This window comes from Streptomyces sp. NPDC047869, assembly GCF_040704065.1.
Taxonomy (GTDB): domain Bacteria; phylum Actinomycetota; class Actinomycetes; order Streptomycetales; family Streptomycetaceae; genus Streptomyces.
The window spans coordinates 74,605-97,541 of the sequence record NZ_JBEYRK010000011.1; the positions used below are offsets into that span (position 1 = coordinate 74,605).

Sequence of the window (22,937 nt, forward strand, 5' to 3'; positions counted from 1 at the left end):
ACCGTCCATGAATCACTTTCCGGGGCCGCCGGGCGGCGGATGCACGTCATGGCGGCACACCCCTCGACCGGGGCCACCAGCCGGCCGAAGGAGCGGGTCTCCACCCTGGGGTGCAGTGCGGCCGGTGGAGAACGCCTCCCCAAATCTCCAGCCCTTCTCCCCCCGGCTCTCCACCCCTGCTCCGATCCGCCTCCTACCGACCCGCACCTAGCGTTGCTCCGTGGGCCGGTGCCGTCCGGCCGCGGCTCAGGACAGCCGGGCACGGCAGACGCACCGCACGGCGCGGCGCCCGCGGCGGGCGAGGAGGGACGGGCAGCCATGGCACGGACGACGACAGAACACGAACGAAGCTCAAGCACGGCCGGCAAGCCCACCGGAGACCGGCGCGCGGGCCGAAAAGGGGTGCCCTGTGCTCCGCTGCTGACGCTCGCCGTCGACCTCGTCCTCCCGCTCGTCGTCTACTACGCGGCCCGGGTTCTCGGGGCCGGCCAGGGGTCGGCGCTGCTGCTGAGCGGCGCACCACCCGCACTGCACCTGCTGTCCGGCGCGGTGCGCCGGCACCGGATCGACGGCGTTGACCTGTTCTTCACGATCCTCCTGGCCACTGCCGCCGTGGCGTCCCTCATGGGTGGCGGCACCCGGCTCCTGCTGTGCAAGGACGCGGCGCTGTCCCTCGTGGTCGGCGGCTGGGTGCTCGGCAGCGGGTTCACCCGAAGACCGCCGGCCTTCCAACTGGGACAGCGCCTGCACAGGGGAGAAGTCGCCCGGGCGCGGAGCGTGGCGTGGCAGAACCACGCCGGCTTCCGTCAGTCCCTGCGCGTTCTCACCCTGCTCTGGGGAGCCGAGCAGCTGCTGGACGGCGGACTCGGCATACTCACCGCACTCACGCTGCCCACCGACACCGTGCCACTGCTGGCCCGGCTCCAGTCCCTGCTGCTGCTCGCCCTGGCCGCCGCGGTCACCGCCGTACACGCCCGCCGCTTCCGCGGCCGCCACGGCCTCTCGCTGTTCGGCGACCCCGAGTGGATGACGCGACCGGTCAGCCGGTGGCGGTGAGGGCGAGTGCGGTGAGGATGAGGGCGTACGCGGCCACGGTGAGCGCGGTCCGGGCCAGGCGCACCCCGCTCACCCCACGCCGCTGCGGGGGCGGGGTGAAGCTGCAGCAGGGCTTCTGAGGCCGCCAGTCGGGGGACTCCAGCCAGTAGGAACCCAGAAGACGGGAGGTGCCGTTGGTGAAAAGGTGTTCGTCATACACGTGCGGGCAAACGGCGCCGGGGTACGGCGGGTTGCGGCGGTGGACGCGGTCGGCATCGGACCGTGATCTCGCATAGCTCAGGGGCATCTGCCAACGCGTCACAGCGTCAGACGGAACTGCCCCTGTCCTGTGCCTTATCGGGCGAACCCGGCCTCCCGGTCGGCGGCGGCGATCTGGTCGTGGAAACGCGTGTGGACCCAATGACGCCGACCGAGGATGTCCACCTGCCCCCAGCGGCCGGTGACCGGGCCGAGCCGGGTGTCGCGCGGCATGGTGCCGGCCAGGCGCTCTGGGCTCGCGCCGCCGGACAGCTTGCTGCTGTCCAGGACGTAGATGGCGTCCTTGGTGACGCGAGGCACCGGTACGTGTTGGTCAGCATCGTCAGGCCGGTGAGGTAGGTGACGACGAAGAAGAAGTTGGGCGCGCTCTGGCAGATGAACGCCTGCCGGATCTCACTGCCGGCGGGCAGGAACGGCGCCGAGGGCCGCACGAGATCCGGCCGCGGCTCTGGGCCGCGTTGACCCGTCTCGTCGAGGCTTTCGGTCATGGGCGGTCCCTTCCCTGTGGCTCGGATCGGCATTCCACGCGCTGCTGACGTGCCGCGAGCCTGAGAAGGTCCGCACCCGTCCGCTGCCTTCCGCACCCGGCCGGCGCGCGCGCCTCCCGCGCCCCCGGCGCACCGCACACCACGGCTTCGGCAGATTGGTGCTTACAGCAGGCGTGGGTGCAGGATGAGGGGGTACGCGCTGCGTCATCGGCCGCCGGCCACTACGCAGCAGCGGTGGTGAAGACAGCAGCGGCGGTCTGGAACTCGGGAGGGGAAGCATGACGTCCACGAGCATGGTGGCGACGGGAACGCGGTCGGCGGAGCTGCCGGAGGTCGCCGACCCCTCCCGGGTGGCCCCCAAGGATGCCCGCGAGCTGTCCAGGTTGTTCTTCCATCAGCTGGCGGTGCTGGAAGAGGGCACGCCCGAGTATCAGTACGCCCGTAATACGTTGATCGAGATGAACATGTCCTTGGTCCGCTTCGCGGCCGGCCGGTTCCGGAGCCGGGGCGCGGAGGAGATGGAGGACATCGTCCAGGTCGGCATGATCGGCCTGATCAAGGCGATCGACCGGTTCGAGCTCTCGCGGGAGGCGGAGTTCACCTCGTTCGCCATCCCCTACATCGTGGGCGAGATCAAACGATTCTTCCGCGACACCACCTGGGCCGTCCACGTGCCCCGGCGTCTGCAGGAGGCCCGGGTGCAACTGGCCCGCGCCACAGAGGAACTGCAGAGCCGCCTGGGCCGCATGCCGTCGGCCAAGGAACTGGCGGAGCTGATGAGCCTGTCCGAGGAGGAGGTGCGCGAGGCCCGGCTGGCCGCGAACGGCTACAACTCCTCCTCCCTCGACGCCACGATCAACGGCAGCGCGGACGGTGAGGCCGCGCTGGAGGACTTCATCGGCACCGAGGACGCGGCACTGGAGCTGGTGGAGGACTTCCATGCCCTGGCCCCGCTGATCGCCGGGCTCGGCGAGCGGGACCGGCAGATCATCCACATGCGGTTCGTGGAGGAACTCACGCAGGCCCAGATCGGTGAACGGCTGGGAGTCTCGCAGATGCATGTCTCGCGCCTGCTCTCACGCACCCTCGCCCGGCTCCGCGAGGGCATGCTCACCAACCGCTGACATCTCGCCCCGCGAGGATCGCAGGGCCCGTCACATCCGTGACGGGCCCTGCGCCGTGTCCGTTCCTGCCGGACGGCCGCGCGTTGCGGAGAGGGCAGGATTCGAACCTGCGTGGGCCTCCGAGGAGGCCCGACCGTGAGGCGAGCTCGCTGGTCCCCGATCAACCACTCCGGGCACCTCTCCCTTGACCGGCTGGGTGTCGTCCCGTGCCGTTCACAAGTAAGAGACTGCCGGAGACCGCTGACGGGAAGCTGACGCGCCCCTGACCTCCACCGTCAACGGTGTGCGGCCCGTGCCGGTTCACCCGGCGCCGCACCGGTTCACTCGGCGTCGAGCTGGTGGTCGGCCCAGACGTAGCTCTCCGGCAGCAGATCCGAGACGGGAACCGCCCGGATGCCGTCGCCGTTGCCGACGATGACCCGGAGCGCGGGGAAGTAGTCGAGCAGAACCTGACGGCAGCGGCCGCACGGAGGAACGACTCCTCGGCCCCGGTCGCCCACGGCCACCATGGTCTCCAGCTCATATGCGCCCTGGGCGGCCGCCGCACCGATGACGACCAGCTCGGCGCAGGGTCCCCCGGTGAAGTGGTAGGCGTTGACCGCGGTGACGATCCGGCCGTCGCGGGCCCGGGCCGCGGCTGCCATGGTGTGGTTGTCGCCCCGGCAGCGCGTACCGGCGACATGCGCTGCGGCCTGGACGAGTTCGTGGTCAACGGGATGGGATTGCCTGGTCATCTGCTCCGCCTTCTTCGGGTGTCGAGCGACACTGACCCGCATGACGGAATCGCGCAAGCCGATATCGACGGGGCACGGGCGATCCGCCCCAATGCCCCGTCGACCGGCGGCGTCAGTTCAGGTGCCGGGCGAAGAACCGCAGGGAATTGTCCAGTTCGAACGCCGGGAGATCTCCGTGCTTGCCGGGGTTGGCGTGCAGTGTCTTCTCCGCCGACGCCAGGGCGTCGAACAGTGCCAGACTCGCCGCACGTGGCACCCGCTCGTCGTCCCACTGCAGCAGGAACTCCACCGGAACGGTGATCCGCGCGGCGACCTCCGCCGATGCCGAGGCTCCGCCCAGGCCCAGCACCGCCGCGCGGACCCGGGGTTCGGCGGCGACGAAGGGAACGCCGAGCCCGCAGCCCAGCGACACCCCCCAGTAGCCCACCGGCCCGCGGCCGACGTATGCGAGAGCCTGCACGGCGTCGAGCGCGGCCCGCCATTCCGGCACGGTCTGGCGGGCCACGAGCGCATGGAAGCCGGCGATCAGCGGGGCCAGTTCCTCGCCGGCTTCGGCGCGCGCCTGGTTCTCGGTCGCGAGCCGGTCGTACTCCGCGTGCACGGGACGGTCGCCATGGCCGGGTGCGTCGACCGCCACCACCGCGTAACCACACTCGGTCACGAAGCGGCGTGCCAGGGCCATGACGTCGGGATCCTTTTTGTGCCGGCCGCCGCCGTGCCCGATCAGGACGAGGGGACGAGTACCTGTGGCACCTTCCGGCGTCCACAGCACGCCGGGGATCTCATCGAGGTGGAAAAGTCGTTCGGCAACGCCGTCGGACGACGTCTCGGAAGTGAAGCGCATGGCCTTGGCCTTTCGGAATGCCTTACGCGGGCACTCCCTGGACCGTGCGAGAGAGGGAGTCCCGACCTGTCGAAGCGTTGATCGGTCTCACCTCCTCGGTTCGCAGTGGCGCACGACGGCGCCGAACCTACCACGACGTCGCCGCTCACGTCGGCCACGTCGCGCAGACGTGGGACCGGGTTCAGCGGCCTCGGTGACGGGCGGCGGACGGCGGCGGACGGCGTGGAGAAAAAACTTCGCGCGACGATGTCGAGAACCCGTGGCCGGCTACGTCCCCGAGGTGAAGGCGGCCACAATGGGTCGCACCAGTACGGAGGAGTCACACGATGGCGAAGTACTTGCTGCTCAAGCACTACCGAGGCGCTCCGGAAGCCGTCAACTGCGTGCCGATGGACCAGTGGACGCCGCAGGAGATCTCCGCGCACGTGCAGTACATGCGCGACTTCGCGGCCCGGCTCGAAGGGACCGGGGAGTTCGTCGACGGCCAGGCGCTGGCGCCCGAGGGAATGTGGGTCCGCTACGACGGCGAAGGGCGGCCGCCGGTCACCGACGGGCCGTTCGCCGAGACCAAGGACCTCATCGCCGGCTGGATGGTGATCGACGTGGACAGCCGCGAGCGCGCCGTCGAGCTGGCCGGGGAACTGTCGGCCGCCCCGGGCGCGGGCGGGAAGCCGATCCACGAGTGGCTCGAGGTGCGCCCCTTTCTGGCGGCGCCGCCCACCATCACGGAGTGACCCGACCGATGGACGAGGCGCTGCTGAGAAGCCTCACCCCGAGCGTCATCGCCGTCCTCGTCCGCCGCGGAGCCGATTTCGCGGCGGCCGAGGACGCTGTCCAGGACGCACTGGTCGAGGCGGTGCGGACGTGGCCGGCCGGCCCGCCGGGGGATGCGAAGGGCTGGCTGGTCACCGTGGCCTGGCGCCGGTTCCTCGACGCGACGCGGGCGGATTCCGCCCGCCGCCGGCGCGAGGACCGGATCGACGAGGAGCCGCCGCCCGGGCCGGTGTCCGCGGCGGACGACACGCTCCAGCTCTACTTCCTGTGCGCCCACCCCTCGCTGTCACCGGCGTCGGCGGCCGCGCTCACACTGCGCGCCGTCGGCGGCCTGACCACCCGCCAGATCGCCGAGGCCTATCTGGTGCCGGAGGCGACCATGGCGCAGCGCATCAGCCGGGCCAAACGCACCGTGCGAGGTGTGCGGTTCGACCGGCCCGGTGATGTCACCACCGTGCTGCGCGTCCTCTACCTGGTCTTCAACGAGGGCTACTCGGGCGACATCGACCTCGCGGCCGAGGCCATCCGCCTCACCCGGCAGCTCGCGGCCCGGATCGACCACCCCGAGGTGGCGGGACTGCTCGCGCTCATGCTGCTCCACCACGCCCGGCGCGCCGCCCGGACCGCGCCCGACGGCAGCCTGGTCCCGCTCGCCGAGCAGGACCGCCGCCGGTGGGACACCGCCTCGATCGCCGAGGGCGTCGAAGTCCTTCAGGCCGCCCTCGCCCGTGACCGGCTGGGCGAGTTCCAGGCCCAGGCCGCCATCGCGGCGCTGCACGCCGACGCGCCCACCGCCCAGGAGACCGACTGGGTGCAGATCGTCGAGTGGTACGACGAACTCGCGCGCCTGACCGACAGCCCCGTCGTCCGGCTGAACCGCGCCGTCGCCGTGGGCGAGGCCGACGGACCGCGCGCCGGGCTGGCGGCGCTCGCGGCGCTGGACGATTCGCTGCCCCGGCACACCGCGGTGGCGGCGTACCTGCACGAACGCGACGGCGACCTGGCGACGGCGGCACGGCTGTACGCCGAGGCGGCCCGCAAGGCACCCAACCTCGCCGAGCGCGACCACCTGACGCGCCAGGCCGCCCGGCTCAACACCGGCCGCGTCCGCTGACAGGCGGTGCCCGGTCACCGGCACGCGGCACGGCGAGGACGCCGGCCGCGACGACGGTGAGCCACGAGGACGTGTCAGACCAGGGTCGTGATGCAGAACGGGTGGCCGGCCGGGTCCAGCAGCACGCGCCAGCGTTCGGGCTGCGGCTGGAAGCCGGGCTTGGTGGCGCCCAGATCGAGCAGTCGCTTCTCGGCGACGTCCAGGTCGTCCACGCCCAGTTCGATGTGGGCCTGCTTCTCCTGGGTCGGGTCCGGCCAGGTGGGCGGGCGGTAGTCGGCCAGGCGGTTGAAGGCGAGGCCGGTCGTGCCCTCCCTGCCCAGCAGGATGAAGTCGTCGCTGGAGTAGTGGACCGACATGCCGAGCAACTCGCCGTAGAAACGGGCCATTTCGGCGGGGTCGGCGCAGTCGAAGGTGACGGCGGCGTAGCGGAACGCGGGTGCGGAAGTGGTGTCCGTGCTCATGAGGGGAACGCTAGGACCTGACCCGGACAGTTACGGTCCGGGTTGTGGCGTGGTGTGGAAAACTTCCCCGGGTGATCAGCTCCTCCGCCCGTCTGCTGCGGCTGCTGTCCCTGCTGTCCTCCCGGCCGTCATGGACCTGCGCCGAACTGGCCGAGCGCATGGAGGTCACGGACCGCACGGTCCGCCGGGACGTCGCCCGGCTGCGCGAGCTCGGCTACACCGTGGACTCCGAGGCCGGCCCCTGGGGCGGCTACCGCCTCCACGCCGGTTCCCGGGTGCCGCCGCTGATCCTCGACGACGAGGAGGCACTTGCCGTGGCGGCCGGCCTGCGGGAGGCGGCCCAGAGCAACGCCATGGGCGGTGACCAGGCCGCACTCTCCGCTCTGCTGAAGCTGCGCCAGGTGCTGCCCCGGCGGATCGCGGAACGGCTCGGTGACCTGGACGACGCGTTCGTCAGCCTTCCCACGGCCGACGGACCGCGGATCAGGACGGGCCTGCTGCTGGAGTTGGCGGTCGCCTGCCGGCGGGGAGAGCGTGCCCGGCTGTCGTACACCGACGCGCAGGGGCGGGCGACGCTCCGCGAGGTCGACCCGTACCGTCTCGTGTGCACCGGACGCCGCTGGTACTTCGTCGCCCGGGACGTGGCGCGCGCCGAGTGGCGGACGTTCCGGGCCGACCGGGTCGGCCGGCTGCAGCCCACCGGCCGGCCGGCGGACCTCACGGACCCGCCCGACCCGGCACGTCTGGTCTCCCGCAACATCGCGAACGGCCCCTACCCGCTCTCGGCGACCATCCGTCTCCCCCTGCCCATGGACGCGGCGCTACGGCTCATCCCCGCGACGATCGGCACCCACCGCCCGGACGGCCCCGACGCGACCCTGGTCGACATGGGCGGTCCGGACGCGGACGGCCTCGCCCGCTATCTCCTCGGCCTCGGCACACCGCTCCGGGTCCTCGCGCCGGACGCGGTGCGCCAGGCCCTGCTGCACCGCACCCGCCAACTCCTCGAGGCCCACGAGTGACGCGCCGGCCTTGTCGCCGGCGGAAGGCGGCGCCGGGACCGGACGCCGGCCGCCGCGGCCGCCGCGGCCGACGCCTCAGACGTCGACGCGGGGCTGAGCCGGGCTGAGGAAGTGGACGGCGGTCCCCTCGGCGCGCGGGACGAGGAGACCCTGCAGTTCGTCGGCCGCGGCCTTGAGGAGGTGGCCGTCGCGGGTGGCGTGGAGGGTCTCCAGGACGAAGGCGACCCGGCCGGAGTCCTCGGTGACCCGGGTCCGGTGGGCGTCGCGGTGGTTCCAGTGGCGGGTCAGGACGCCGGTGGCGTCGGCGTAGATGATCTCGCCGGGCTTGGGATTCTCGATGGTGCCGGGTTCGCCGAGGGGGGTGAACTCCTCGCTGCCGTCGGCGTGCCGGATGTCGACCTCGCCCGTGACGTGCTCGAGGTCGAAGGCGCCGGCGGGCAGGCCGTGGCGGACGGAGACGGCGTTGTAGGAGTCGACGGCAGGGTTGATGCGCGGCAGGCTGCCCTTCTTGGCGAGGCGGCGGCCGAGGGCGTCGACGCTGGGGCGGATGCGGCGGGGGTTGGTGCCGAAGGAGCGGTAGGCGGTGTGCCAGGCGTCGATGCGGGGGTCCTGCTCGTCGGCGGGCTGCCAGCTGCCGTCGGCGAGTTGCCGCTCCAGGGCCTCCAGGGCCGCGGCGGTGTCGGGCCAGGGTTCGTGGCCGCGCAGGCCGGCGGCGGTGACCACGGCGATGAGGGTGTCGGGGAAGGCGTCGGAGACGGCGGCGCTGATACGGAAGACGGTCATGAGGGGGATCCTTTTCGCGCGCGTGCTGGGGCGGGAGGTCAGCGCTTCCAGGGTCCGATGCGGTCCAGGCGGCGCAGCTGCTGCTGTGCGGTGGACGCGTCGAGGCCCTGACCGCGCTCGGTGAGACGACCGGCGACGGCCGTGCGGTGCTCGACGGGTTTGTGGTCGTCGTACTTGAACTTGGCCCGCACGCCGACGACTTCCAGTTCCAGGCCGCGGATGCCGGGCAGCATGCGCCCGTAGGGCGGCCGGTCGGGGTCGATCGGGGCATGATCGCCCTCGGGCTGGAAGTGCGCCATCTGGCGGCGCAGCAGCTCTGCCTTGGCCTCGGGGTCGTCGATTACGCGGGCGCGGCAGGAGAACTGCACGGCCGCGTAGTAGCTGGTCGGTACGCCGTCGGTGGGCGCGGTGCCGGTCCTGGCGCGCCAGGGTCCGGGGATGAAGGCGTAGTCGCCGAACACGGTGAAGGTGACGTTCGGGTCGTGCTCGATGGCCTCCCAGACCGGGTTGGGCCGGGCGAGGTGTATCAGCAGCCGGCCGTCGTCGGTGGTGAAGTGGGTGGGGACGACGGCGGGCGGCCGGCCTGGCAGCCCGTTGACGCTGAGCTGGCCGAAGTCGTGGCCGCCGGCGATCCAGCTCTGCCACTCGGTGTCGTCCAGGGAGGCGTCCCAGGGCTGGATGAACATGCGGTTCTCCTTGTGAGGGGGAGTGGCGGCGGATCAGGTGAGGGCGAGGAGGCCGACGGCGACGGCGGCGGTGCCCAGGCCGACGAGCTGGCCGCGGTGGATGCGTTCGGCGAGCACACCACGGGCGAGCAGGACCGTGCCGGCCGGGTACAGGGCGGTCGTCACGGCGACGACGGTGAGGTCTCCGCTGCGGACGGCGAGCAGGAACAGCAGATTCGCCAGCGAGTCCAGCACCCCCGCGGCCGCGGACATCGCGTACGCGGGCCGCTCCGCGCCCAGTCTGCGGCGCAGCATCCAGGCCGCGCCCAGGGTGACGGCCGAGGTCACCGCCCGGCCCACGATCAGCGGGGCCACGCCACTGTCCGCGGGCGCCTGGTGCAGGAAGACCAGCTGGAGCGCGATGGCGGCGCCCGCCCCGAAGGCCGGCAGCAGTGCCGTCCGGGAGATCCGCGCGGAGCGGGCACCGTGTCCGGCGCTCACCAGGACGACGGCGACGAGCGCGAGCGGCAGGCCGGCCAGCCCGGCCGGCGTCAGGTGCTCGCCCTGGAGCAGCCCCACGGCGACCGGCAGCGCGGCGGACACCAGCGCGGTCACCGGCGACAGCACGCTCATCGGGCCGATCGCCAGCGTCCTGTACAGCAGCGCGAACGCGGCGGCCGAGGCGACCCCGGAGGCGGCCCCCCAGGCGAGGGCACCGGCGCCGAACGAGGCACCGAGGACGGGCCACAGCAGCAGCTCCACCGCGAGAGAGGCGGGAGCGGCGACCATGACGGTGCGCAGGACGTGGGCCTTGCGGGCGCCGAGGCCGCCGAGGAAGTCGGCGCAGCCGTAGGCGAGGGAGCTGCCCAGGGCAAGCAGCAGAGCGATCACGGTGCATCCCTTACTATCAATGGAACGACTGAACCGTACAGCGAACCGACCGGATGGTGTCAACCGAACGACCGGGCGGTGCATTCCAGTGGTCCACTGGCAAGGATGGTGAACGGATGGCGGAGACCGAGGCGGCCCTGCGGACGCTCGCGCGCAACGTCCGGGCGGCCCGCGCCCGCGCTGGACTCTCGCTGGACGAACTCGGCCGGCGCGCCCAGGTGAGCAAGGGTGCCCTCGTCGCCCTGGAGAAGGCGCAGGGCAACCCGAACTTCGCCACCCTCGTGCGGCTGGCCGACACCCTCGGCGTCTCCGTCTCCGCCCTGATGGAGGGCCGGACCGAGGGGCGCGTGCGCGTCGTGTCCGAGGGCGCTCTCACCCCCCTGTGGACCGGCCCTCGGGGCAGCGAGGCCCGGCTGATGCTGACCACCGCGGGCCCGGCCCCGGTGGAGGTCTGGCGCTGGAACCTGGAGCCGGGCGAGGAGTACACCAGCCACCCGCACCAGGCCGGCGTCGTGGAGACCGTCAGCGTCACCGCCGGCCGGATGACCCTGATCGTCGACGGCACCGAGCACCCCGTCGAAGCCGGACAGACCGCCACCTTCGACGGGGACACCGCCCACACCTACCGCGGCGCGGGCACCGGGACCTGCCGTCTGATCATGACCGTCCACATCCCGGCCGGCCCCGGCTCGCCGGCCTGACCCGTGCCGTCGCGCGGCCCGCGTCGCGCGGTCACCCGGTGCCGATGTTGGAGCCGCCGTTGGTGGTGCGCAGTCCCGACCGGCTGCCGTGCCAGTCCAGCACCAGGGTGGTGGCGTCGTCCGCCAGCGTCCCCCCGCACGCGTCGATGGCCGCCGTGGTCAGGCACCGGACCACCTCGCGGGGGTGTTCGTCGGCGGTGTCCCTGATGAGGGCGGGCAGATCGATCGCGGCGGCCCCGCGGTCCTGCATGCCGTCGGTGATCAGCACCAGACGATCACCCGGCTCGAGGCGGCACCGCTGCACCTCGTAGGCGACCCGAGCGGGCACCCCGAACGGCAGGTTGACCTTGAGACGCAGTTCCTCGACCCGGCCGCCGCGCAGCCGCAGCGGCCAGGGGTGGCCCGCGTTCACCAGCTCGCAGGCGCCGGATTCCAGCTCGACGCGGAGCAACTGGCCGGTGGTCATGCCGCGGGTGTTGGCGGCGATCGCATGGTGCGCCGCATACGCCTGGTCGAGGAGGCCGCGGCCGGCGCGGCGCGCCCCGCGCAGGGCGTTGACGGTCAGCGTGGCCAGCAGCGCCGAGGCCGTGTCGTGACCCATCGCGTCCGTGATCGACACATGGAGAACATCCTGGTCCAGCGCGTAGTCGTAGGTGTCGCCACCGATGTCGTCGGCCGGAGCCAGACCACCCGCCAGGGTGAAGTGGGCCGCCTCGCAGCAGGGTGCCGACGGCAGCAGCTGGTGCTGGATCTCCGCCGCCAGGCTCATGGTGGTGGTGCGCCGCCCCGAGTGATAGAGGTCGGTGAAGCGCCGGTCGGTCACCACGATGTACGCGAGCGCGTGCGCCGCCCGCGTCACCGCGTCGCGGACCGTGTCGTCCGCCTGCGGCACCACCATCTCCAGCACGCCGACGCAGTCGCCGCGGTTCGTCACCGGCGCCACCAACCGGCAGCCGACCATGCCGTCGTCCTCCTGGTGCAGCCGCTGGGAGCGCAGCACCCGGTCGTAGACGCTGCCCGCCAGCTCCATCCTCTCCGGCTCGCCGGGCGCCTGAGCCGCCGTACCGGCTCTGGGCAGCCGCACGGCTTCCCGGCCGAGCATGTCGACGAGCAGGAAGGACACCTGTGCCGCCGAGAACCGCTTCTCCAGGTTCCGGGCCACCACGTCCACCGACTCGCCCGGGGCGGCATCCTCCGCCGCCCGCAACACCTCGTCCAGGCCCAAGCCGTCATCGCCCACCACGCGCACCTCCCCGTTTCCTTCACTCGGGTGCCCCGTGACCCGGCCTGCGATGCCTGGGCCCAGGGCACACCGGCCCTTGCCCCCGGCATCCGGCCGGCCGGTGTCAGGACCGCTGGTGCGGCAGTGCGGAGAGCGCGGCGGCGAGCCGCTCGGACACCTCCGGCGGGGTGGAGGCGTGCGGCGAGAGCCGGAGCGAGTCCTCCCGGCAGGTGAGCGCGATGCCCTCGGCGTGCAGCGCCTTCGCGACGCGCGACGGATCGTGGCCGGGCACGGTGAAGGAGAGGACGCCCGCGCGCCGGGCGGGGTCGGTGGGGGACAGGACCCGGCCCCGGTAGCGGTGGATCACCTCGGTGAGTTCGGTGATCCGCGCGGCGATGGCCGCCTCGATCGCGGTGACGGTGTGCCGCTCGACGAGGTCCAGGGCGGCGGCGAACGCGGCGGCCGTCACGGGACTGAGATTCGTGATGGACCATCGCTGCGCGGAGAGGGCGGGCGCATGCTCCACGCCGTCGAACACGCCCGCGTCCCGCACGCCCGTCCAGCCGGTCAGAACCGGCTCCAACATGTCCAGGGCCCGGTCGGACAGCGTCGCGAAGCCCGTGGCCCAGCCGGCCCGCAGCCACTTCTGGCCACCCGCGACCACCACGTCTGCCGCCTCCCAGGCCATCTCGGTCACACCGAACGCCTGGATGGCGTCCACGATGAGCAGCCGGCCGGGCCCGATCGCCTCGCGCAGCGCCGCCAGATCGGCACGGAAACCGGTGCGGAAGTCGACGGCGCTGACGGACACCGCGACCACGTCGTCGGTGAGGGCGGCGCGGACCAGGTCGGCGGTGACCCCTTCGCCGGGCTCCGGGTCCAGCCAGCGGGGCGTGGCCCGGCCCAGCTCGGCGGTACGCCGCCACGGGTAGTGGTTCGCCGGGAAGTCGGTCCGCGGCACTAGGACCACGCCGTCCCGGACGCCGAGAGCGGCGTGGAACAGACCGGTGGACGCGTTCGGCAGCAGCACGGTGCGCTCGGCGTCGCTCCCCGCCAGACGGGCGGCGGCCCGGCGTGCCGTCTCCTCCGCGCGCATCAGATCGTCCACGGTGGTGTGGCCCGCCTGCGCGGCCTCGTCCATCGCGCGTGCGGTGGCGGCCACGGCATCGCGCGAGGGCGGGCCGAACCGTGCGAAGTCCAGGTACCCGGCCGGGGTGTCGAAGTGGGCGGCGTAGGAGGTGAGCACGAGGTCCTTTCACGGCGGGGCCGGTGGGAGCGGCGTGGCGGGCGACGGCTGCCCCGGGCGGGGCGGCACCGCGAACCGGCTGGTGACCTGGCGTCCTTCCCCGCCCTGTGCGCGTCCCCGCCCGCTCGCACGGTACGCGTCGCGCGCAGCGCGGGCGGTCCCGGGGTGTGCCTCCGCGCGGCGAGGCCGCGGGGGCCGCGCCTACGCGTTGTCCGGGTGGGGGCCCGGCGGTGTGCGCAGGACGAGGAGGGCCACGTCGTCGAGGCCGGGTGGCCGCACGCGCTGCAGAAGCTGATCGGTGAAGGAGGTCAGCGGGCGGTGGGCCAGGGCGGCGGCGTGCTGGCGCAACTCGTTCATGCCCTCGTCGAGGGTGCGGCCGGGTGCTTCGATGAGGCCGTCGGTGTAGAGCAGCAGGGTGCTGTCCGGCGGCAGCGTGATCGTGGCGTCGGGCCGGCCGGCGCCGGCGCCGGTGCCGAGCAGAATGCCGTGCCCGTCGGTGAGGTACTCGGTCAGGCCGTCGTGGGTGATGAGCAGAGGTGGAGGGTGACCGGCGTTCGTCCAGGACAGCTCCCAGCGGCCGCCGCCGGTCCGGGTCAGCCGGGCGAAGATGAGCGTCGCCATTGCGACGTCGGTGATGGGCATGATCGCCTCGTCGAGCCGGGAGACGATCCTGCTGGGCGGCTTCTGCTGGGACCAGGCGTAGGCGCGGAGCATGTTGCGCAGCTGCGCCATGCCGGCGGCGGCCTCCAGATCGTGGCCCACGACGTCGCCGATGGCCAGCGCGGTGGCACCGTCGGAGAGGGCGAACGCGTCGTACCAGTCACCGCCGACCTGCGAGGCGTCCGGGGCGGGCAGGTAGCGCACCGTCATCTGGAGGTCGGGCACGCGCGGCATCTGGGGCAGCAGATGGTTCTGCATGGTCTCGGCGATCGCGCGCTGCCGCTGGTAGAGGCGCGCGTTGTCCAGGGCGAGGCCGGTGCGCCGGGCGATGTCCTCCAGCAGGGTGAGGTCGGTGACGGTGAAGTCGTCCGGCTGCCCGGCGCGGCCCAGCGTCAGTGCGCCCAGGACGTCCCGGGTACTGCGGATGGGCGCGATGGCGGCGGAGCGGATGCCGGTGGCGTCGAACAGACGGCGCTGTTCGACCGCGATGCCGGAGTCCGGGTCGCCGCGATAGGTCTCCGGGCCGGCGAGCGTCGAGGCGACACCCCGCAGGGCCCGGGACAGGGGCATGGGGGACGTCTCCGGTACCGGCGGCATCGGTCCCTGGAGCTCCTCGTGACGGATCAGTGCGCCGCCGTCGGCCTGCACCACGACGGCACGCCGCACCTCGTCACGCTCGGTGATCAGGTCGATGACGGCCCAGTCCGCCAGCCGGGGCAGGACCAGGTCCACCAGCCGGCGCAGCGCCTCGTCGACGTCGAGGGTGGAGGTCAGCTGGGTGGTGGTCTCGGCGAGGAGAGCCAGTCGCTCCAGGTCGGTGAGTGTTTGGGCTGCCTCGCCGGGGTGCGCGCCGGCCGGGTGCGGTCGTTCGAGTATGTGGAACACCACGAGGGTGCCGCTCGCTTCGCTCCCGATGTCGTAAGGCGTGATCGACCAGGAGATGGGCAGCACGGAGCCGTCGGCGTGCGCGAAGTAGTCGATGAGGCCGTGTGCCGGGTGCCCGGAGTGGAACGCCTCCCGCATGCTGCACTGTGCGGCGGGCAGTCGCTGTCCCTGTGGCCCGCGGTGCAGCAGGTCGTGGGCGTCCTGACCGATCAGATCCTGGGCGCTCCGGCCGAGCAGGTGCCCGGCACGGGTGTTGACGGCGACGATACGGCCCTGTTCGTCGACGGCGTAGGCGCCGGCACCGATGGCCTCCAGGGCGCGGACCAGCCGGGAGGAAGACACCGTCCGAAACCGCTCATGGCGGGTTTCTGTGCTCTCCGGCCGCCCCATGTCCTCGCCTCCAGCTCGTCGGGTTGTGAGCCTACGTGCCGTTTTCTGGACGCGCGTGCGAGGCCCCTGTGTGTCTCTTGTACCCCCTGTCCGCCGCTGATGATGAAAAACCGGCCGTGGATCTCGGCCTTGGCCCCCGGCACCCGGTGACCGCGCGCAGCGGACCAGCGCACGCAGTGGTCGGCCCGGGCCCGTCAGGGGCGTTCGCGGAGCTGGAGGAGGCCGGCGACGGAGAAGCACAGGGCGCCGGTGAGCGTGCCCCAGTTGGCGATGCCGGCGTTGACGAGGCCGCCGGTGGCCGGTCGGGTGAAGGCGGCGAGCGCGGAGACCATGAACAGGATCGAGCCTAGCTGGTTCACGGCGACGATCCACCAGCCCAGATCGCGTGGGTGGGCGCAGGGGCGGCCGCGGTGGCAGATCTCGGTGAAGCCCAGATGCCCGGAGACCAGGAAGAGCACGCAGCCGATCACGTCGGGCACCCAGATCAACCGGTTGATCTGCGGAACGCTCAGGCCCCGCAGGAAGGAGTCGATCAGGTTGACGGCGAACACGAGCGTGCCGGCGAACAGGACGAACGCGCCCAGCCAGTCCACCCGCATCGGCTCGTAGCTCCACCACCGCCAGCGGCGCGTGGTCAGCCGGCCCTCGGTGTGGACCGGCGCGTTGATCACCTGGAGCAGCGACACGTAGCCGCCGGTGTTGAAGAACAGACCACCGGCGAAGTAGACCGAGGCGCACTCGAGGGCGTCACCGGAGCCGAACTGGGCGACGCCCGCGCCCACCGAGAAGAGGGCTCCGCCGATGACGAAGGCGGTCGCCGTGATGGCGTTGAGCCTGCGCAGCCGGCCGACGGACACGGCGTCCGCGGGGGCTCGGCGGCTATGTGCGGCACCGGGCGGCCGGACGACGACGGTTCCGCGCCGCCGTGCGGCCCGCGACTCCCACACCACGGTCTCGCCGCCGGGACGGTGCCACGTCCGCCTGGTGACGAACGGTCCCGCGCCCTCTGCGCGCTGCTCCGGCTGCCCCACGCGCCGAGGCTAGACGCGGCCGGCCCTGGACGGCGTGCGCAACGCCGTCCCATCGACCGGCGGGTGCGCGAGCCCCGGGGCGACGGGCCATCAGGCGGAGGGGCGCGGCGGGGGTCGGTGAGGCCTGGCGCAGGCGGATGGCGTGGCCGCGGCGGAGCTGATCCCGGACACCGGCGTGGACGTCGAGGAAGTGGCCCTGCCGGCACATGATCCGCGCGCACGGCTGCTGGAACTCGCCGTCAAAGACGCGCGGTTCGGACGGGACGAGGGCCAGGCTCCCGAAGGCGCGGAGTCGGCCGGTGCGGTCGTCGGCGCGGGAGGCCCGGCGGGCTGGGCGCCCGTCGTGCGTCTCAGGGCGGCCAGCGCGGCCTCGTCGTGTCCGTGGTCCGCGCGGGGACCGGCTGAGCGTCACAGGGCCCCGGCGAGGTCGTTGGGGCTGAAGGCGCGCCGGTAGGCGGCGGGGGAGACGCCGAACGTGGTGCGCATGTGCGCGCGCAGGGAGTTCGCGGAGCCGAAGCCGGCCCGGTGCGCGACCAGGTCGATGGACAGATCGGTGGTCTCCAGCAACTGCTTGGCCAGTTCCAGCCGTTGGGCGGTGAGCCATTGCACCGGGGTCATGCCGACCTCGTCGCGGAACCGCCGGGTGAAGGTGCGCAGGCTCATCCGGGCGTGTCCGGCGAGCTGGAGGAGGGTCAGCGGCTCGTCGAGGTGCTCCAACGCCCAGGCGCGGGTGGCGGTCGTGCTGGCCAGGGTGGGTTCGGGGACCGGCCGGTCGATGTACTGGGCCTGTCCGCCGTCCCGCCACGGCGGAACGACGCACATGCGGGCGGCCCGGTTGGCGAGGGCCGCGCCATGGTCGCGGCGGATCATGTGCAGGCACAGGTCGACGCCCGCGGCCACGCCCGCCGAGGTCAGCACGTCGCCGTCGTCGACGAACAGCACATCCTCGTCCACCCTGACCTTCGGGTAGGCGCGGCGGAACTCCGGCGCCAGGTTCCAGTGGGTTGTCGCCGGCCGGCCGTCGAGCAGCCCGGCCGCGGCCAGTACGTAGGAGCCGGTGCAGATGGACACCAGGCGGGTGCCGGGCCGGATCCCGGCGATGGCCGCCGTCACCTCCGGAGGCAGCGGGCCGCCGCGGCCCAGCTCGGGCATGGCGTGCGTGGGCGGGACGATCACGGTGTCCGCGGCGGCCACGGCCTCGGGCCCGGCCGCGGGCTGCACGGTGAAGCCCGCGTCACTGAGCACCGGCGCACCGTCGGCGGTGCAGACGGTGACGTCGTAGAGCGGGCGGCCCTCGGCGTCCGCCACGCTGCCGAACACACGGGAGGGGATGCCCAGTTCGAAGGGCGGTACCCCGGGCAGGGCGAGCACCGCGATCCGGTGCCGGCGAGGCGGCGCGTCCACCGCCCGATCCGGTGTCCCCGTCGTCCTCGACGCTCGCATGTCACCCATGGCCAGATCCTGTCACACAGTGGCCAGACGGCCAACACCGTGGCGGGCCCGTCTCCCGGATGGTGGACCGCGTAGCGCCGGGGGAGCCCCGGTGACGTGTGGATTTCGAGACGGAAGACGAGGCGGACGGCATGCGAGCGGTGGTTGTGGAACGGTGGGGCGGACCCGAGAACCTGGTCCAGCGTGAGGTCGAGCGCCCCGAGCCGGGACTGAACGAGGTCCTGGTGCGGGTGCACGCGGCCGGAGTGAACCCGGTGGACTGGAAGACCCGCGCCGGCGGAGCCCTCATCGACTGGGGCACCGTTCCCGCCGTCGGCTGGGACGTGTCCGGCGTCGTCGAGGCCGTCGGCCCGGGCGTGGGGATGTGGCGTCCCGGGGACGAGGTCTTCGGAATGCCGCTCTTCCCGCGCCAGGCGGGAGCCTATGCCGACCACGTGGTGGCACCGGCCCGGCATTTCGCCCCCAAGCCGGCCAACCTCACGCACGTGGAGGCGGCCGCCCTGCCGCTGGCCGCGCTGACCGCCTGGCAGGCCCTGGTGGACACGGCGAACGTGCGCCCGGGCGAGCGGGTGCTGGTGCACGCGGCGGGCGGCGGCGTCGGCCACTTCGCGGTGCAGATCGCCAAGGCCCGCGGCGCGCATGTCGTCGGCACCGCCGGCGCGGACAAGCACGACCTGGTCCGGACGCTTGGCGCGGACGAGGTGATCGACTACCGCGCGGTGCGGTTCGAGGACGTCGTCAGCGATGTCGACGTGGTGCTCGACGGACTGGGCGGGGAGACCGCCGAGCGCTCGGTGAAGGTGCTACGGCCCGGCGGCCGGCTGATCACCCTGCCCGGCCCCGACGACGTACCCGCGACCCAGGACGGGGTTCGGGCGGTGTGGATGCTGGTGGAACCGGACCACCTGGGCCTGCGCGAGATCGCCGCCCTGGTGGAGCGGGGCGCGCTGAAGCCTGTGGTGGAGACGGTCCTGCCGCTGGCGGACGCCGCGAAGGCGCACGAGATCGGCGAGCGGGGCCGGACCACGGGCAAGATCGTCCTCACGGTCGTCTGATCCCCGGCCGACCCCCGTACCGGGCGGGCCGGGGTGGTGGCCCCTGCGGCGGAGAGGGCAGGATTCGAACCTGCGTGGACCCCCGCAGGGGCCCGACCATGAGCGTGCTCGCTGGTCCCCGATCAACCACTCCGGGCACCTCTCCTCGTTCCCGGTCCGGTGTTCCTCCCGGCCCGTTCACGAGAACAACACTGGCAGGACCCCCTGACGTGCCGCTGATCCGCCCCTGACGCGGACCCCCGGCTGACCGGCGCCGGCACGCGGCCCGAGGCTGCCCTGGGCGCGAATCCGAAACCCGGTGGCGGACCTGGGCCGTCGGTCAGCACCATGCAACGCATGAGCGATCAACCCGCACGATGGACCCAGGCGACCGTCTACCCCGACATGTGGGCCGACCCGGACGACGACCCCCGCGACAACGGCAACAGTCCGGACGGCGAACTCGCCACACTTCAGGACTACTTGACGAACTACCGCATGACCCTGCGGATGAAGTGCGAGGGCCTGGACCCGGAACAACTGGCCCGCAGGTCGGTCCCGCCGTCGACGATGTCGCTGCTCGGCCTGCTCCGCCACCTCGCCGAGGTGGAACGGGACTGGCGCAACTGGCTCGGCGACGACGAACCGCTGCCGAAGCTGTACGGCGGGAGGGACGCGGACTTCCTCGGAGCCGTCGCCGAACAGGCCGTGGTCGACGCGGCCCACGCCGACCTCGAGCGCGAGCAGGCCGCGACCGATGCCGCGCTGGCCGAGCACGAGGATCTGGGCGAGCGTGTCGGGAAGGACGGGATCGCCGTCCGGGAACTGTTGGTGCACAGGATCGACGAGTACGCCCGCCACTGCGGACACGCCGACCTGCTGCGCGAGTGCGTCGACGGACGAGTCGGCCAGTGACCCGGTGACGACGGGCGGAGCGTGGTCAGAGCCCCGGGACACGCTCCGCCGCTGACGGCCCGCACGTGGGGGAGGGGCGCCGTGAGCTTCCCCGCGCGGTGCGGCGGGCGGCAGCCATCCTCCACCCGGATCCGCGATCCGTTCCGGCGCGAGGGCGGCGTCGGCGTGGGTCTCACATGGCCGGGCACGGAGCCCGATCCGCGCGAAAACGGGTGATACGGCCCATAGGAGCCATGTCACGTCCTATGCAGGATCGTAGAAGCGGTCCGGAGCGAACGCGGGCCTTGAGCCGCGAGAAGTCCGATATGTGGAATGTCTACGCCCTTGGGTAGTAGGTCACACTCTTGCATGGTTTCGTCGGGCCGCTAAACATGTTGGTCGTTGCCCGGCGAGCCGCGGGGCGACCGGGTGATCACCGCCGGGCCTGCCCGCTGCGTAGCGCAGTACGGGCCCTGGTACCGAAGCCCGCATCGTGACCGGCACCCGGCCGGCGCCACTCAGACGTCTCCCAGGAGTCCCTTTCACATGACCGCGATCACCGCCAACCGCCGCCTTGCCCGCCTGCGCACCCTCGCTCTGACCGGCATGGCCACGACCGGCGCCGCGACCGTGGCCCTCACGCTGATGCCGGCCTCCGCGCAGGCCGCCGAGGCGCCGAAGACCGCCCACAGCGTCTCGGCTGCCTCCAGCGACAGCCACGCCGACGCCAAGGGTTCCACCGGCAGCGCCGGGAACCTCGACGGCTGGATCAAGCAGTCGCTGGCCATCATGAAGGAGAAGGGCATCCCGGGCAGCTACGAGGGCCTGCACCGCAACATCATGCGCGAGTCCAGCGGCAACCCCAACGCCCAGAACAACTGGGACGTCAACGCCCAGAACGGGATCCCGTCCAAGGGCCTGCTCCAGGTGATCGACCCCACCTTCAAGGCCTACCACGTCGAAGGCACCGCCAACAGCGTCACCGACCCGGTCGCGAACATCACCGCGGCCGCCAACTACGCCGCGCACCGCTACGGTTCCATCGACAACGTCAACTCCGCGTACTGAGCACCGCTGATCGACCCGGCCGGCAATACCGCGGCCGCGGCCAGGCGCTCCACCTACACTGACGGGCATGGCATGCCGCATCAGTGAGCTGGTCCTCGACGCCGCGGACCCCGAGCGTCTCGCCGCGTTCTGGAGCGAGGTCCTCGGCTACGTCGAACTCGGCCGGGAGGACGACGGAAGCATCGCGATCGGGCCGCCCGACGCCGGTTTCGGGGGCCCGCAGCCCATCCTCGTCGTCAGCCCCAGCGACGACCCGCGGACCGGGAAACTGCCACTGCACATCGACGTGAGCGCCACCGACCGTGACCAGGACACCGAGTTGGAGCGGTTGCTCGCTCTCGGGGCCGAGCCCGCCGACGTCGGTCAGACCGGCACCGAGAGCTGGCACGTCCTGGCCGACCCGGAAGGCAACGAATTCTGCCTCCTGCGCACACGGATCCAGCCCCTCTGACCCCGTGAGTCCTGGCGGGTGCGTGCCGTAAGCGTCTCGGCGCCGGCCGCTACTGCCTCGGACCGTCGGGGGAGGGGAGCGGTTCAGGGCGCGGTGAACAGCGTGGGGAAGCGGGGGCCGAGCCAGGGCCGGCGGCCCCAGGCGAGGACCTGTCCCCGGGCGATGGCTCGCCACGGACTGAGCCGGCCGAGCGCGATGAGCAGGAAGGCGACGGGGTCGAGCAGAATGGTGCAGTCCACACGCTGCGGCGACGGGTCCTGCGTCACCCGCACGGCACCATCGGCCAGCGACACGCCGAACGCCTCACCTCCACGCAACCGGATCCGGTAGCGGGCCTCGAACCCGGCCGTGGCCTCGGGGTCGGCGACACGCGGCATGACCGAGAGCATGAACGGCATGCAAAGGCTCACCCGCGCCGGGTCGACCATGTGCGGGCGCCCCAGGGCGCGAGCCAGGTCGTACCCGTGGCCGAGCATATGCGTGAGCAGGTACGACGCGAGAACGGACCGGCTCATCAGGCCCAAGGGCGTGGCCGGCGCCTCGCCGTCGGCCACGGAGCACGACAGGGCGTCCAGGAACCTCTCGCACTGCTCCGTGATCATCCGCGCGAGCGGTTCCGCCCGGCGCTCCGTGAAGACGGCCAGGGACTCGGCGTTGGCGGCGGCGAGACTCTGAGGTGTTCCGTCACCGTAGGGGCGCTCCCGCCCGGCCGCCAGATCGGCCATCAGCTCGTTCGCCACGGCCAGGTGCGCGGCGACCTCACCGACGGTCCACTCCGATCCCGGCACGGCAAGCGCCGTATCGCCCGCGCTCCGCACCAGCGCTGCTATCTCTCCGGCAGTGCCCCGGATCGCCTGCCCCAGCCCCTCGGGCAAGGTCCACGACCCGTCCTGCCGTTCCGTCCTGTGCACGTAGCTCGCTCCACTCCACATCCGCCGCGCACGCCCGACGTGCCGGTGGAGGTGGTACCCAACCAGACCCGACGGCGCACGACAAGTCCCCGCACGCCCCCGCCGCCCGGCGGACCGGCCGCCGACCGGGACGACTGCTTAATGGTTTGCCGTCGGCCGGGCCGGGCGGATAGGAAGCTCGCATGCTTAGGGGCGACAAGGTCGGGCTCAGGGCCCGGCACGAGGACGACATCCCGGTCCTGCGGGCCGAGCTCTACGACGACGTGGTGAACGCCTCGCGAGCGGAAGGCGGGCCGTGGCGTCCGATCACGCCCGGCTCGAAGGACCCGCGGCTCGTGGTGGACGACACACAACAGGGAAGCGTGCCGTTCTCCGTGGTGGAGCTGCAGGGCGGCACACTGGTCGGCACCGCGACGCTGTGGGGCATCGACAACCACAACCGGTCCGCTCACATCGGTCTGGGGCTGCTGCCGTCCTGCCGCGGCAAGGGCTACGGCAGCGACGTGGTGGCGGCGCTGTGCCACTACGGCTTCATCGTGCGCGGGCTGCGGCGCCTGCAGATCGAGACGCTGTCGGACAACACCGCGATGCTGCGCTCCGCCGAGCGCAACGGCTTCGTCCGCGAGGGCGTGCTGCGCTCCTCGGCCTGGGTGATGGGCGAGTTCCTGGACGAGGTGCTGCTCGGACTCCTCGCCCAGGACTGGAAGCCGAACCCCAAGGACCAGGCCGCGCTCTGACGATCAGGGGTGCGGGTCGCGGGCGTGACTGACGGCTCGCA

General features: G+C 72.5%; 25 protein-coding genes and 2 pseudogenes. 11 read left to right on the plus strand and 16 right to left on the minus strand.

Features of this window, described 5'->3' with window-relative positions:
* Positions 1-402: 402 nt before the first annotated feature.
* The gene (locus AB0924_RS16535) at positions 403-1,056 is read left to right on the plus strand and encodes a VC0807 family protein (RefSeq protein WP_366911746.1); all 654 of its coding nucleotides are present in this window, start codon (positions 403-405) and stop codon (positions 1,054-1,056) included.
* Here AB0924_RS16535 and AB0924_RS16540 read toward each other — a convergent pair.
* Both AB0924_RS16540 and AB0924_RS16545 read right to left on the minus strand, forming a co-directional pair.
* Positions 1,040-1,255 carry a hypothetical protein gene (locus AB0924_RS16540; protein ID WP_358933734.1) on the minus strand — a complete coding sequence of 72 codons (216 nt, stop codon included), beginning with the start codon at positions 1,253-1,255 and terminating at the stop codon, positions 1,040-1,042. The two genes, AB0924_RS16535 and AB0924_RS16540, sit on opposite strands and share 17 nt — an antisense overlap.
* Positions 1,256-1,389: 134 nt before the next feature.
* A complete protein-coding gene (locus tag AB0924_RS16545) occupies positions 1,390-1,614 on the minus strand; it encodes a hypothetical protein (protein WP_366911747.1) in 225 nt (74 codons plus the stop codon).
* Between the two features lie 466 nt (positions 1,615-2,080).
* Between AB0924_RS16545 and AB0924_RS16550 the strand changes: the two genes are divergently transcribed.
* A complete protein-coding gene (locus AB0924_RS16550; RefSeq protein WP_358933738.1) occupies positions 2,081-2,926 on the plus strand; it encodes an RNA polymerase sigma factor SigF in 846 nt (281 codons plus the stop codon).
* 86 nt (positions 2,927-3,012) lie between these two features.
* On the opposite strand, the pseudogene AB0924_RS16555 reads toward AB0924_RS16550, so the two are convergent.
* From AB0924_RS16555 to AB0924_RS16565, 3 genes and pseudogenes are all read right to left on the minus strand, one after another.
* Positions 3,013-3,109, minus strand: a pseudogene (locus AB0924_RS16555).
* A 137-nt stretch (positions 3,110-3,246) separates the two neighbouring features.
* Positions 3,247-3,660, minus strand: a complete 414-nt coding sequence (locus tag AB0924_RS16560; protein ID WP_358933740.1) for a cytidine deaminase — start codon at positions 3,658-3,660, stop codon at positions 3,247-3,249.
* A 112-nt stretch (positions 3,661-3,772) separates the two neighbouring features.
* Positions 3,773-4,504 carry an alpha/beta hydrolase gene (locus AB0924_RS16565; RefSeq protein ID WP_358933742.1) on the minus strand — a complete coding sequence of 244 codons (732 nt, stop codon included), beginning with the start codon at positions 4,502-4,504 and terminating at the stop codon, positions 3,773-3,775.
* Positions 4,505-4,830: 326 nt separating this feature from the next.
* Between AB0924_RS16565 and AB0924_RS16570 the strand changes: the two genes are divergently transcribed.
* The gene (locus AB0924_RS16570; RefSeq protein ID WP_358933744.1) at positions 4,831-5,238 is read left to right on the plus strand and encodes a YciI family protein; all 408 of its coding nucleotides are present in this window, start codon (positions 4,831-4,833) and stop codon (positions 5,236-5,238) included.
* Between the two features lie 8 nt (positions 5,239-5,246).
* Positions 5,247-6,392: a DUF6596 domain-containing protein gene (locus AB0924_RS16575; RefSeq protein WP_366911846.1), complete on the plus strand. Its 1,146-nt coding sequence runs from the start codon at positions 5,247-5,249 to the stop codon at positions 6,390-6,392.
* 74 nt (positions 6,393-6,466) lie between these two features.
* Here AB0924_RS16575 and AB0924_RS16580 read toward each other — a convergent pair whose 3' ends face one another.
* A complete protein-coding gene (locus AB0924_RS16580) occupies positions 6,467-6,853 on the minus strand; it encodes a VOC family protein (protein ID WP_366911748.1) in 387 nt (128 codons plus the stop codon).
* Between the two features lie 71 nt (positions 6,854-6,924).
* Between AB0924_RS16580 and AB0924_RS16585 the strand changes: the two genes are divergently transcribed.
* Entirely contained in the window at positions 6,925-7,875 is a 951-nt protein-coding gene (locus tag AB0924_RS16585) for a YafY family protein (protein ID WP_366911749.1), read from the plus strand.
* Between the two features lie 75 nt (positions 7,876-7,950).
* Here the strand turns inward: AB0924_RS16585 and AB0924_RS16590 are convergent, their stop codons facing one another.
* The 3 genes from AB0924_RS16590 to AB0924_RS16600 are packed head-to-tail and all read right to left on the minus strand — an operon-like array spanning position 7,951 to position 10,214.
* Entirely contained in the window at positions 7,951-8,658 is a 708-nt protein-coding gene (locus tag AB0924_RS16590) for a phenylalanine--tRNA ligase beta subunit-related protein (protein ID WP_366911750.1), read from the minus strand.
* A gap of 38 nt (positions 8,659-8,696) precedes the next feature.
* The gene (locus AB0924_RS16595; RefSeq protein ID WP_366911751.1) at positions 8,697-9,344 is read right to left on the minus strand and encodes an FMN-binding negative transcriptional regulator; all 648 of its coding nucleotides are present in this window, start codon (positions 9,342-9,344) and stop codon (positions 8,697-8,699) included.
* A gap of 33 nt (positions 9,345-9,377) precedes the next feature.
* Entirely contained in the window at positions 9,378-10,214 is an 837-nt protein-coding gene (locus tag AB0924_RS16600; protein WP_366911752.1) for a DMT family transporter, read from the minus strand.
* 116 nt (positions 10,215-10,330) lie between these two features.
* Between AB0924_RS16600 and AB0924_RS16605 the strand changes: the two genes are divergently transcribed.
* Positions 10,331-10,915, plus strand: coding sequence for an XRE family transcriptional regulator (locus tag AB0924_RS16605; protein ID WP_358933756.1), 585 nt, complete (start codon positions 10,331-10,333; stop codon positions 10,913-10,915).
* Positions 10,916-10,946: 31 nt separating this feature from the next.
* Here the strand turns inward: AB0924_RS16605 and AB0924_RS16610 are convergent, their stop codons facing one another.
* The 5 genes from AB0924_RS16610 to AB0924_RS16630 all read right to left on the minus strand — a co-directional run bounded on the left by AB0924_RS16610 (position 10,947) and on the right by AB0924_RS16630 (position 17,792).
* Complete coding sequence (locus AB0924_RS16610; RefSeq protein ID WP_358933758.1) at positions 10,947-12,158, minus strand: PP2C family protein-serine/threonine phosphatase; 1,212 nt, start codon at positions 12,156-12,158, stop codon at positions 10,947-10,949.
* Between the two features lie 103 nt (positions 12,159-12,261).
* Positions 12,262-13,383: an aminotransferase class V-fold PLP-dependent enzyme gene (locus tag AB0924_RS16615; RefSeq protein WP_366911753.1), complete on the minus strand. Its 1,122-nt coding sequence runs from the start codon at positions 13,381-13,383 to the stop codon at positions 12,262-12,264.
* A gap of 201 nt (positions 13,384-13,584) precedes the next feature.
* Complete coding sequence (locus AB0924_RS16620; RefSeq protein WP_366911754.1) at positions 13,585-15,318, minus strand: SpoIIE family protein phosphatase; 1,734 nt, start codon at positions 15,316-15,318, stop codon at positions 13,585-13,587.
* Between the two features lie 194 nt (positions 15,319-15,512).
* Positions 15,513-16,349, minus strand: coding sequence for a hypothetical protein (locus AB0924_RS16625; protein WP_366911755.1), 837 nt, complete (start codon positions 16,347-16,349; stop codon positions 15,513-15,515).
* Positions 16,350-16,757: 408 nt separating this feature from the next.
* Positions 16,758-17,792, minus strand: coding sequence for a helix-turn-helix domain-containing protein (locus AB0924_RS16630; protein ID WP_366911847.1), 1,035 nt, complete (start codon positions 17,790-17,792; stop codon positions 16,758-16,760).
* Positions 17,793-17,932: 140 nt separating this feature from the next.
* Here AB0924_RS16630 and AB0924_RS16635 point away from each other — a divergent pair, with 140 nt between their 5' ends.
* The gene (locus AB0924_RS16635; protein WP_366911756.1) at positions 17,933-18,856 is read left to right on the plus strand and encodes an NADP-dependent oxidoreductase; all 924 of its coding nucleotides are present in this window, start codon (positions 17,933-17,935) and stop codon (positions 18,854-18,856) included.
* A gap of 49 nt (positions 18,857-18,905) precedes the next feature.
* Here AB0924_RS16635 and AB0924_RS16640 read toward each other — a convergent pair.
* A pseudogene (locus AB0924_RS16640) lies at positions 18,906-19,001 on the minus strand.
* A gap of 182 nt (positions 19,002-19,183) precedes the next feature.
* Here AB0924_RS16640 and AB0924_RS16645 point away from each other — a divergent pair.
* From AB0924_RS16645 to AB0924_RS16655, 3 genes are all read left to right on the plus strand, one after another.
* Positions 19,184-19,750, plus strand: coding sequence for a DinB family protein (locus AB0924_RS16645; protein WP_366911757.1), 567 nt, complete (start codon positions 19,184-19,186; stop codon positions 19,748-19,750).
* A gap of 525 nt (positions 19,751-20,275) precedes the next feature.
* Complete coding sequence (locus AB0924_RS16650; RefSeq protein WP_366911758.1) at positions 20,276-20,797, plus strand: transglycosylase SLT domain-containing protein; 522 nt, start codon at positions 20,276-20,278, stop codon at positions 20,795-20,797.
* A 67-nt stretch (positions 20,798-20,864) separates the two neighbouring features.
* Entirely contained in the window at positions 20,865-21,248 is a 384-nt protein-coding gene (locus tag AB0924_RS16655) for a VOC family protein (RefSeq protein WP_358933775.1), read from the plus strand.
* Between the two features lie 83 nt (positions 21,249-21,331).
* Here AB0924_RS16655 and AB0924_RS16660 read toward each other — a convergent pair whose 3' ends face one another.
* Positions 21,332-22,180 carry a maleylpyruvate isomerase family mycothiol-dependent enzyme gene (locus AB0924_RS16660; RefSeq protein ID WP_366911759.1) on the minus strand — a complete coding sequence of 283 codons (849 nt, stop codon included), beginning with the start codon at positions 22,178-22,180 and terminating at the stop codon, positions 21,332-21,334.
* 161 nt (positions 22,181-22,341) lie between these two features.
* Between AB0924_RS16660 and AB0924_RS16665 the strand changes: the two genes are divergently transcribed.
* Positions 22,342-22,896, plus strand: coding sequence for a GNAT family protein (locus tag AB0924_RS16665; RefSeq protein WP_358933779.1), 555 nt, complete (start codon positions 22,342-22,344; stop codon positions 22,894-22,896).
* Positions 22,897-22,937: the final 41 nt, after the last annotated feature.

What these genes read in the sequence shown, in the direction of transcription:
- AB0924_RS16550 (WP_358933738.1), top strand. Translation starts at nt 2,081, where the DNA reads ATGACGTCCACGAGCATGGTGGCGACGGGAACGCGGTCGGCGGAGCTG.
- AB0924_RS16560 (WP_358933740.1), bottom strand. Translation starts at nt 3,660, where the DNA reads ATGACCAGGCAATCCCATCCCGTTGACCACGAACTCGTCCAGGCCGCA.
- AB0924_RS16565 (WP_358933742.1), bottom strand. Translation starts at nt 4,504, where the DNA reads ATGCGCTTCACTTCCGAGACGTCGTCCGACGGCGTTGCCGAACGACTT.
- AB0924_RS16570 (WP_358933744.1), top strand. Translation starts at nt 4,831, where the DNA reads ATGGCGAAGTACTTGCTGCTCAAGCACTACCGAGGCGCTCCGGAAGCC.
- AB0924_RS16575 (WP_366911846.1), top strand. Translation starts at nt 5,247, where the DNA reads ATGGACGAGGCGCTGCTGAGAAGCCTCACCCCGAGCGTCATCGCCGTC.
- AB0924_RS16580 (WP_366911748.1), bottom strand. Translation starts at nt 6,853, where the DNA reads ATGAGCACGGACACCACTTCCGCACCCGCGTTCCGCTACGCCGCCGTC.
- AB0924_RS16590 (WP_366911750.1), bottom strand. Translation starts at nt 8,658, where the DNA reads ATGACCGTCTTCCGTATCAGCGCCGCCGTCTCCGACGCCTTCCCCGAC.
- AB0924_RS16595 (WP_366911751.1), bottom strand. Translation starts at nt 9,344, where the DNA reads ATGTTCATCCAGCCCTGGGACGCCTCCCTGGACGACACCGAGTGGCAG.
- AB0924_RS16605 (WP_358933756.1), top strand. Translation starts at nt 10,331, where the DNA reads ATGGCGGAGACCGAGGCGGCCCTGCGGACGCTCGCGCGCAACGTCCGG.
- AB0924_RS16620 (WP_366911754.1), bottom strand. Translation starts at nt 15,318, where the DNA reads ATGGGGCGGCCGGAGAGCACAGAAACCCGCCATGAGCGGTTTCGGACG.
- AB0924_RS16630 (WP_366911847.1), bottom strand. Translation starts at nt 17,792, where the DNA reads ATGCGAGCGTCGAGGACGACGGGGACACCGGATCGGGCGGTGGACGCG.
- AB0924_RS16635 (WP_366911756.1), top strand. Translation starts at nt 17,933, where the DNA reads ATGCGAGCGGTGGTTGTGGAACGGTGGGGCGGACCCGAGAACCTGGTC.
- AB0924_RS16645 (WP_366911757.1), top strand. Translation starts at nt 19,184, where the DNA reads ATGCAACGCATGAGCGATCAACCCGCACGATGGACCCAGGCGACCGTC.
- AB0924_RS16650 (WP_366911758.1), top strand. Translation starts at nt 20,276, where the DNA reads ATGACCGCGATCACCGCCAACCGCCGCCTTGCCCGCCTGCGCACCCTC.
- AB0924_RS16655 (WP_358933775.1), top strand. Translation starts at nt 20,865, where the DNA reads ATGGCATGCCGCATCAGTGAGCTGGTCCTCGACGCCGCGGACCCCGAG.
- AB0924_RS16660 (WP_366911759.1), bottom strand. Translation starts at nt 22,180, where the DNA reads ATGTGGAGTGGAGCGAGCTACGTGCACAGGACGGAACGGCAGGACGGG.
- AB0924_RS16665 (WP_358933779.1), top strand. Translation starts at nt 22,342, where the DNA reads ATGCTTAGGGGCGACAAGGTCGGGCTCAGGGCCCGGCACGAGGACGAC.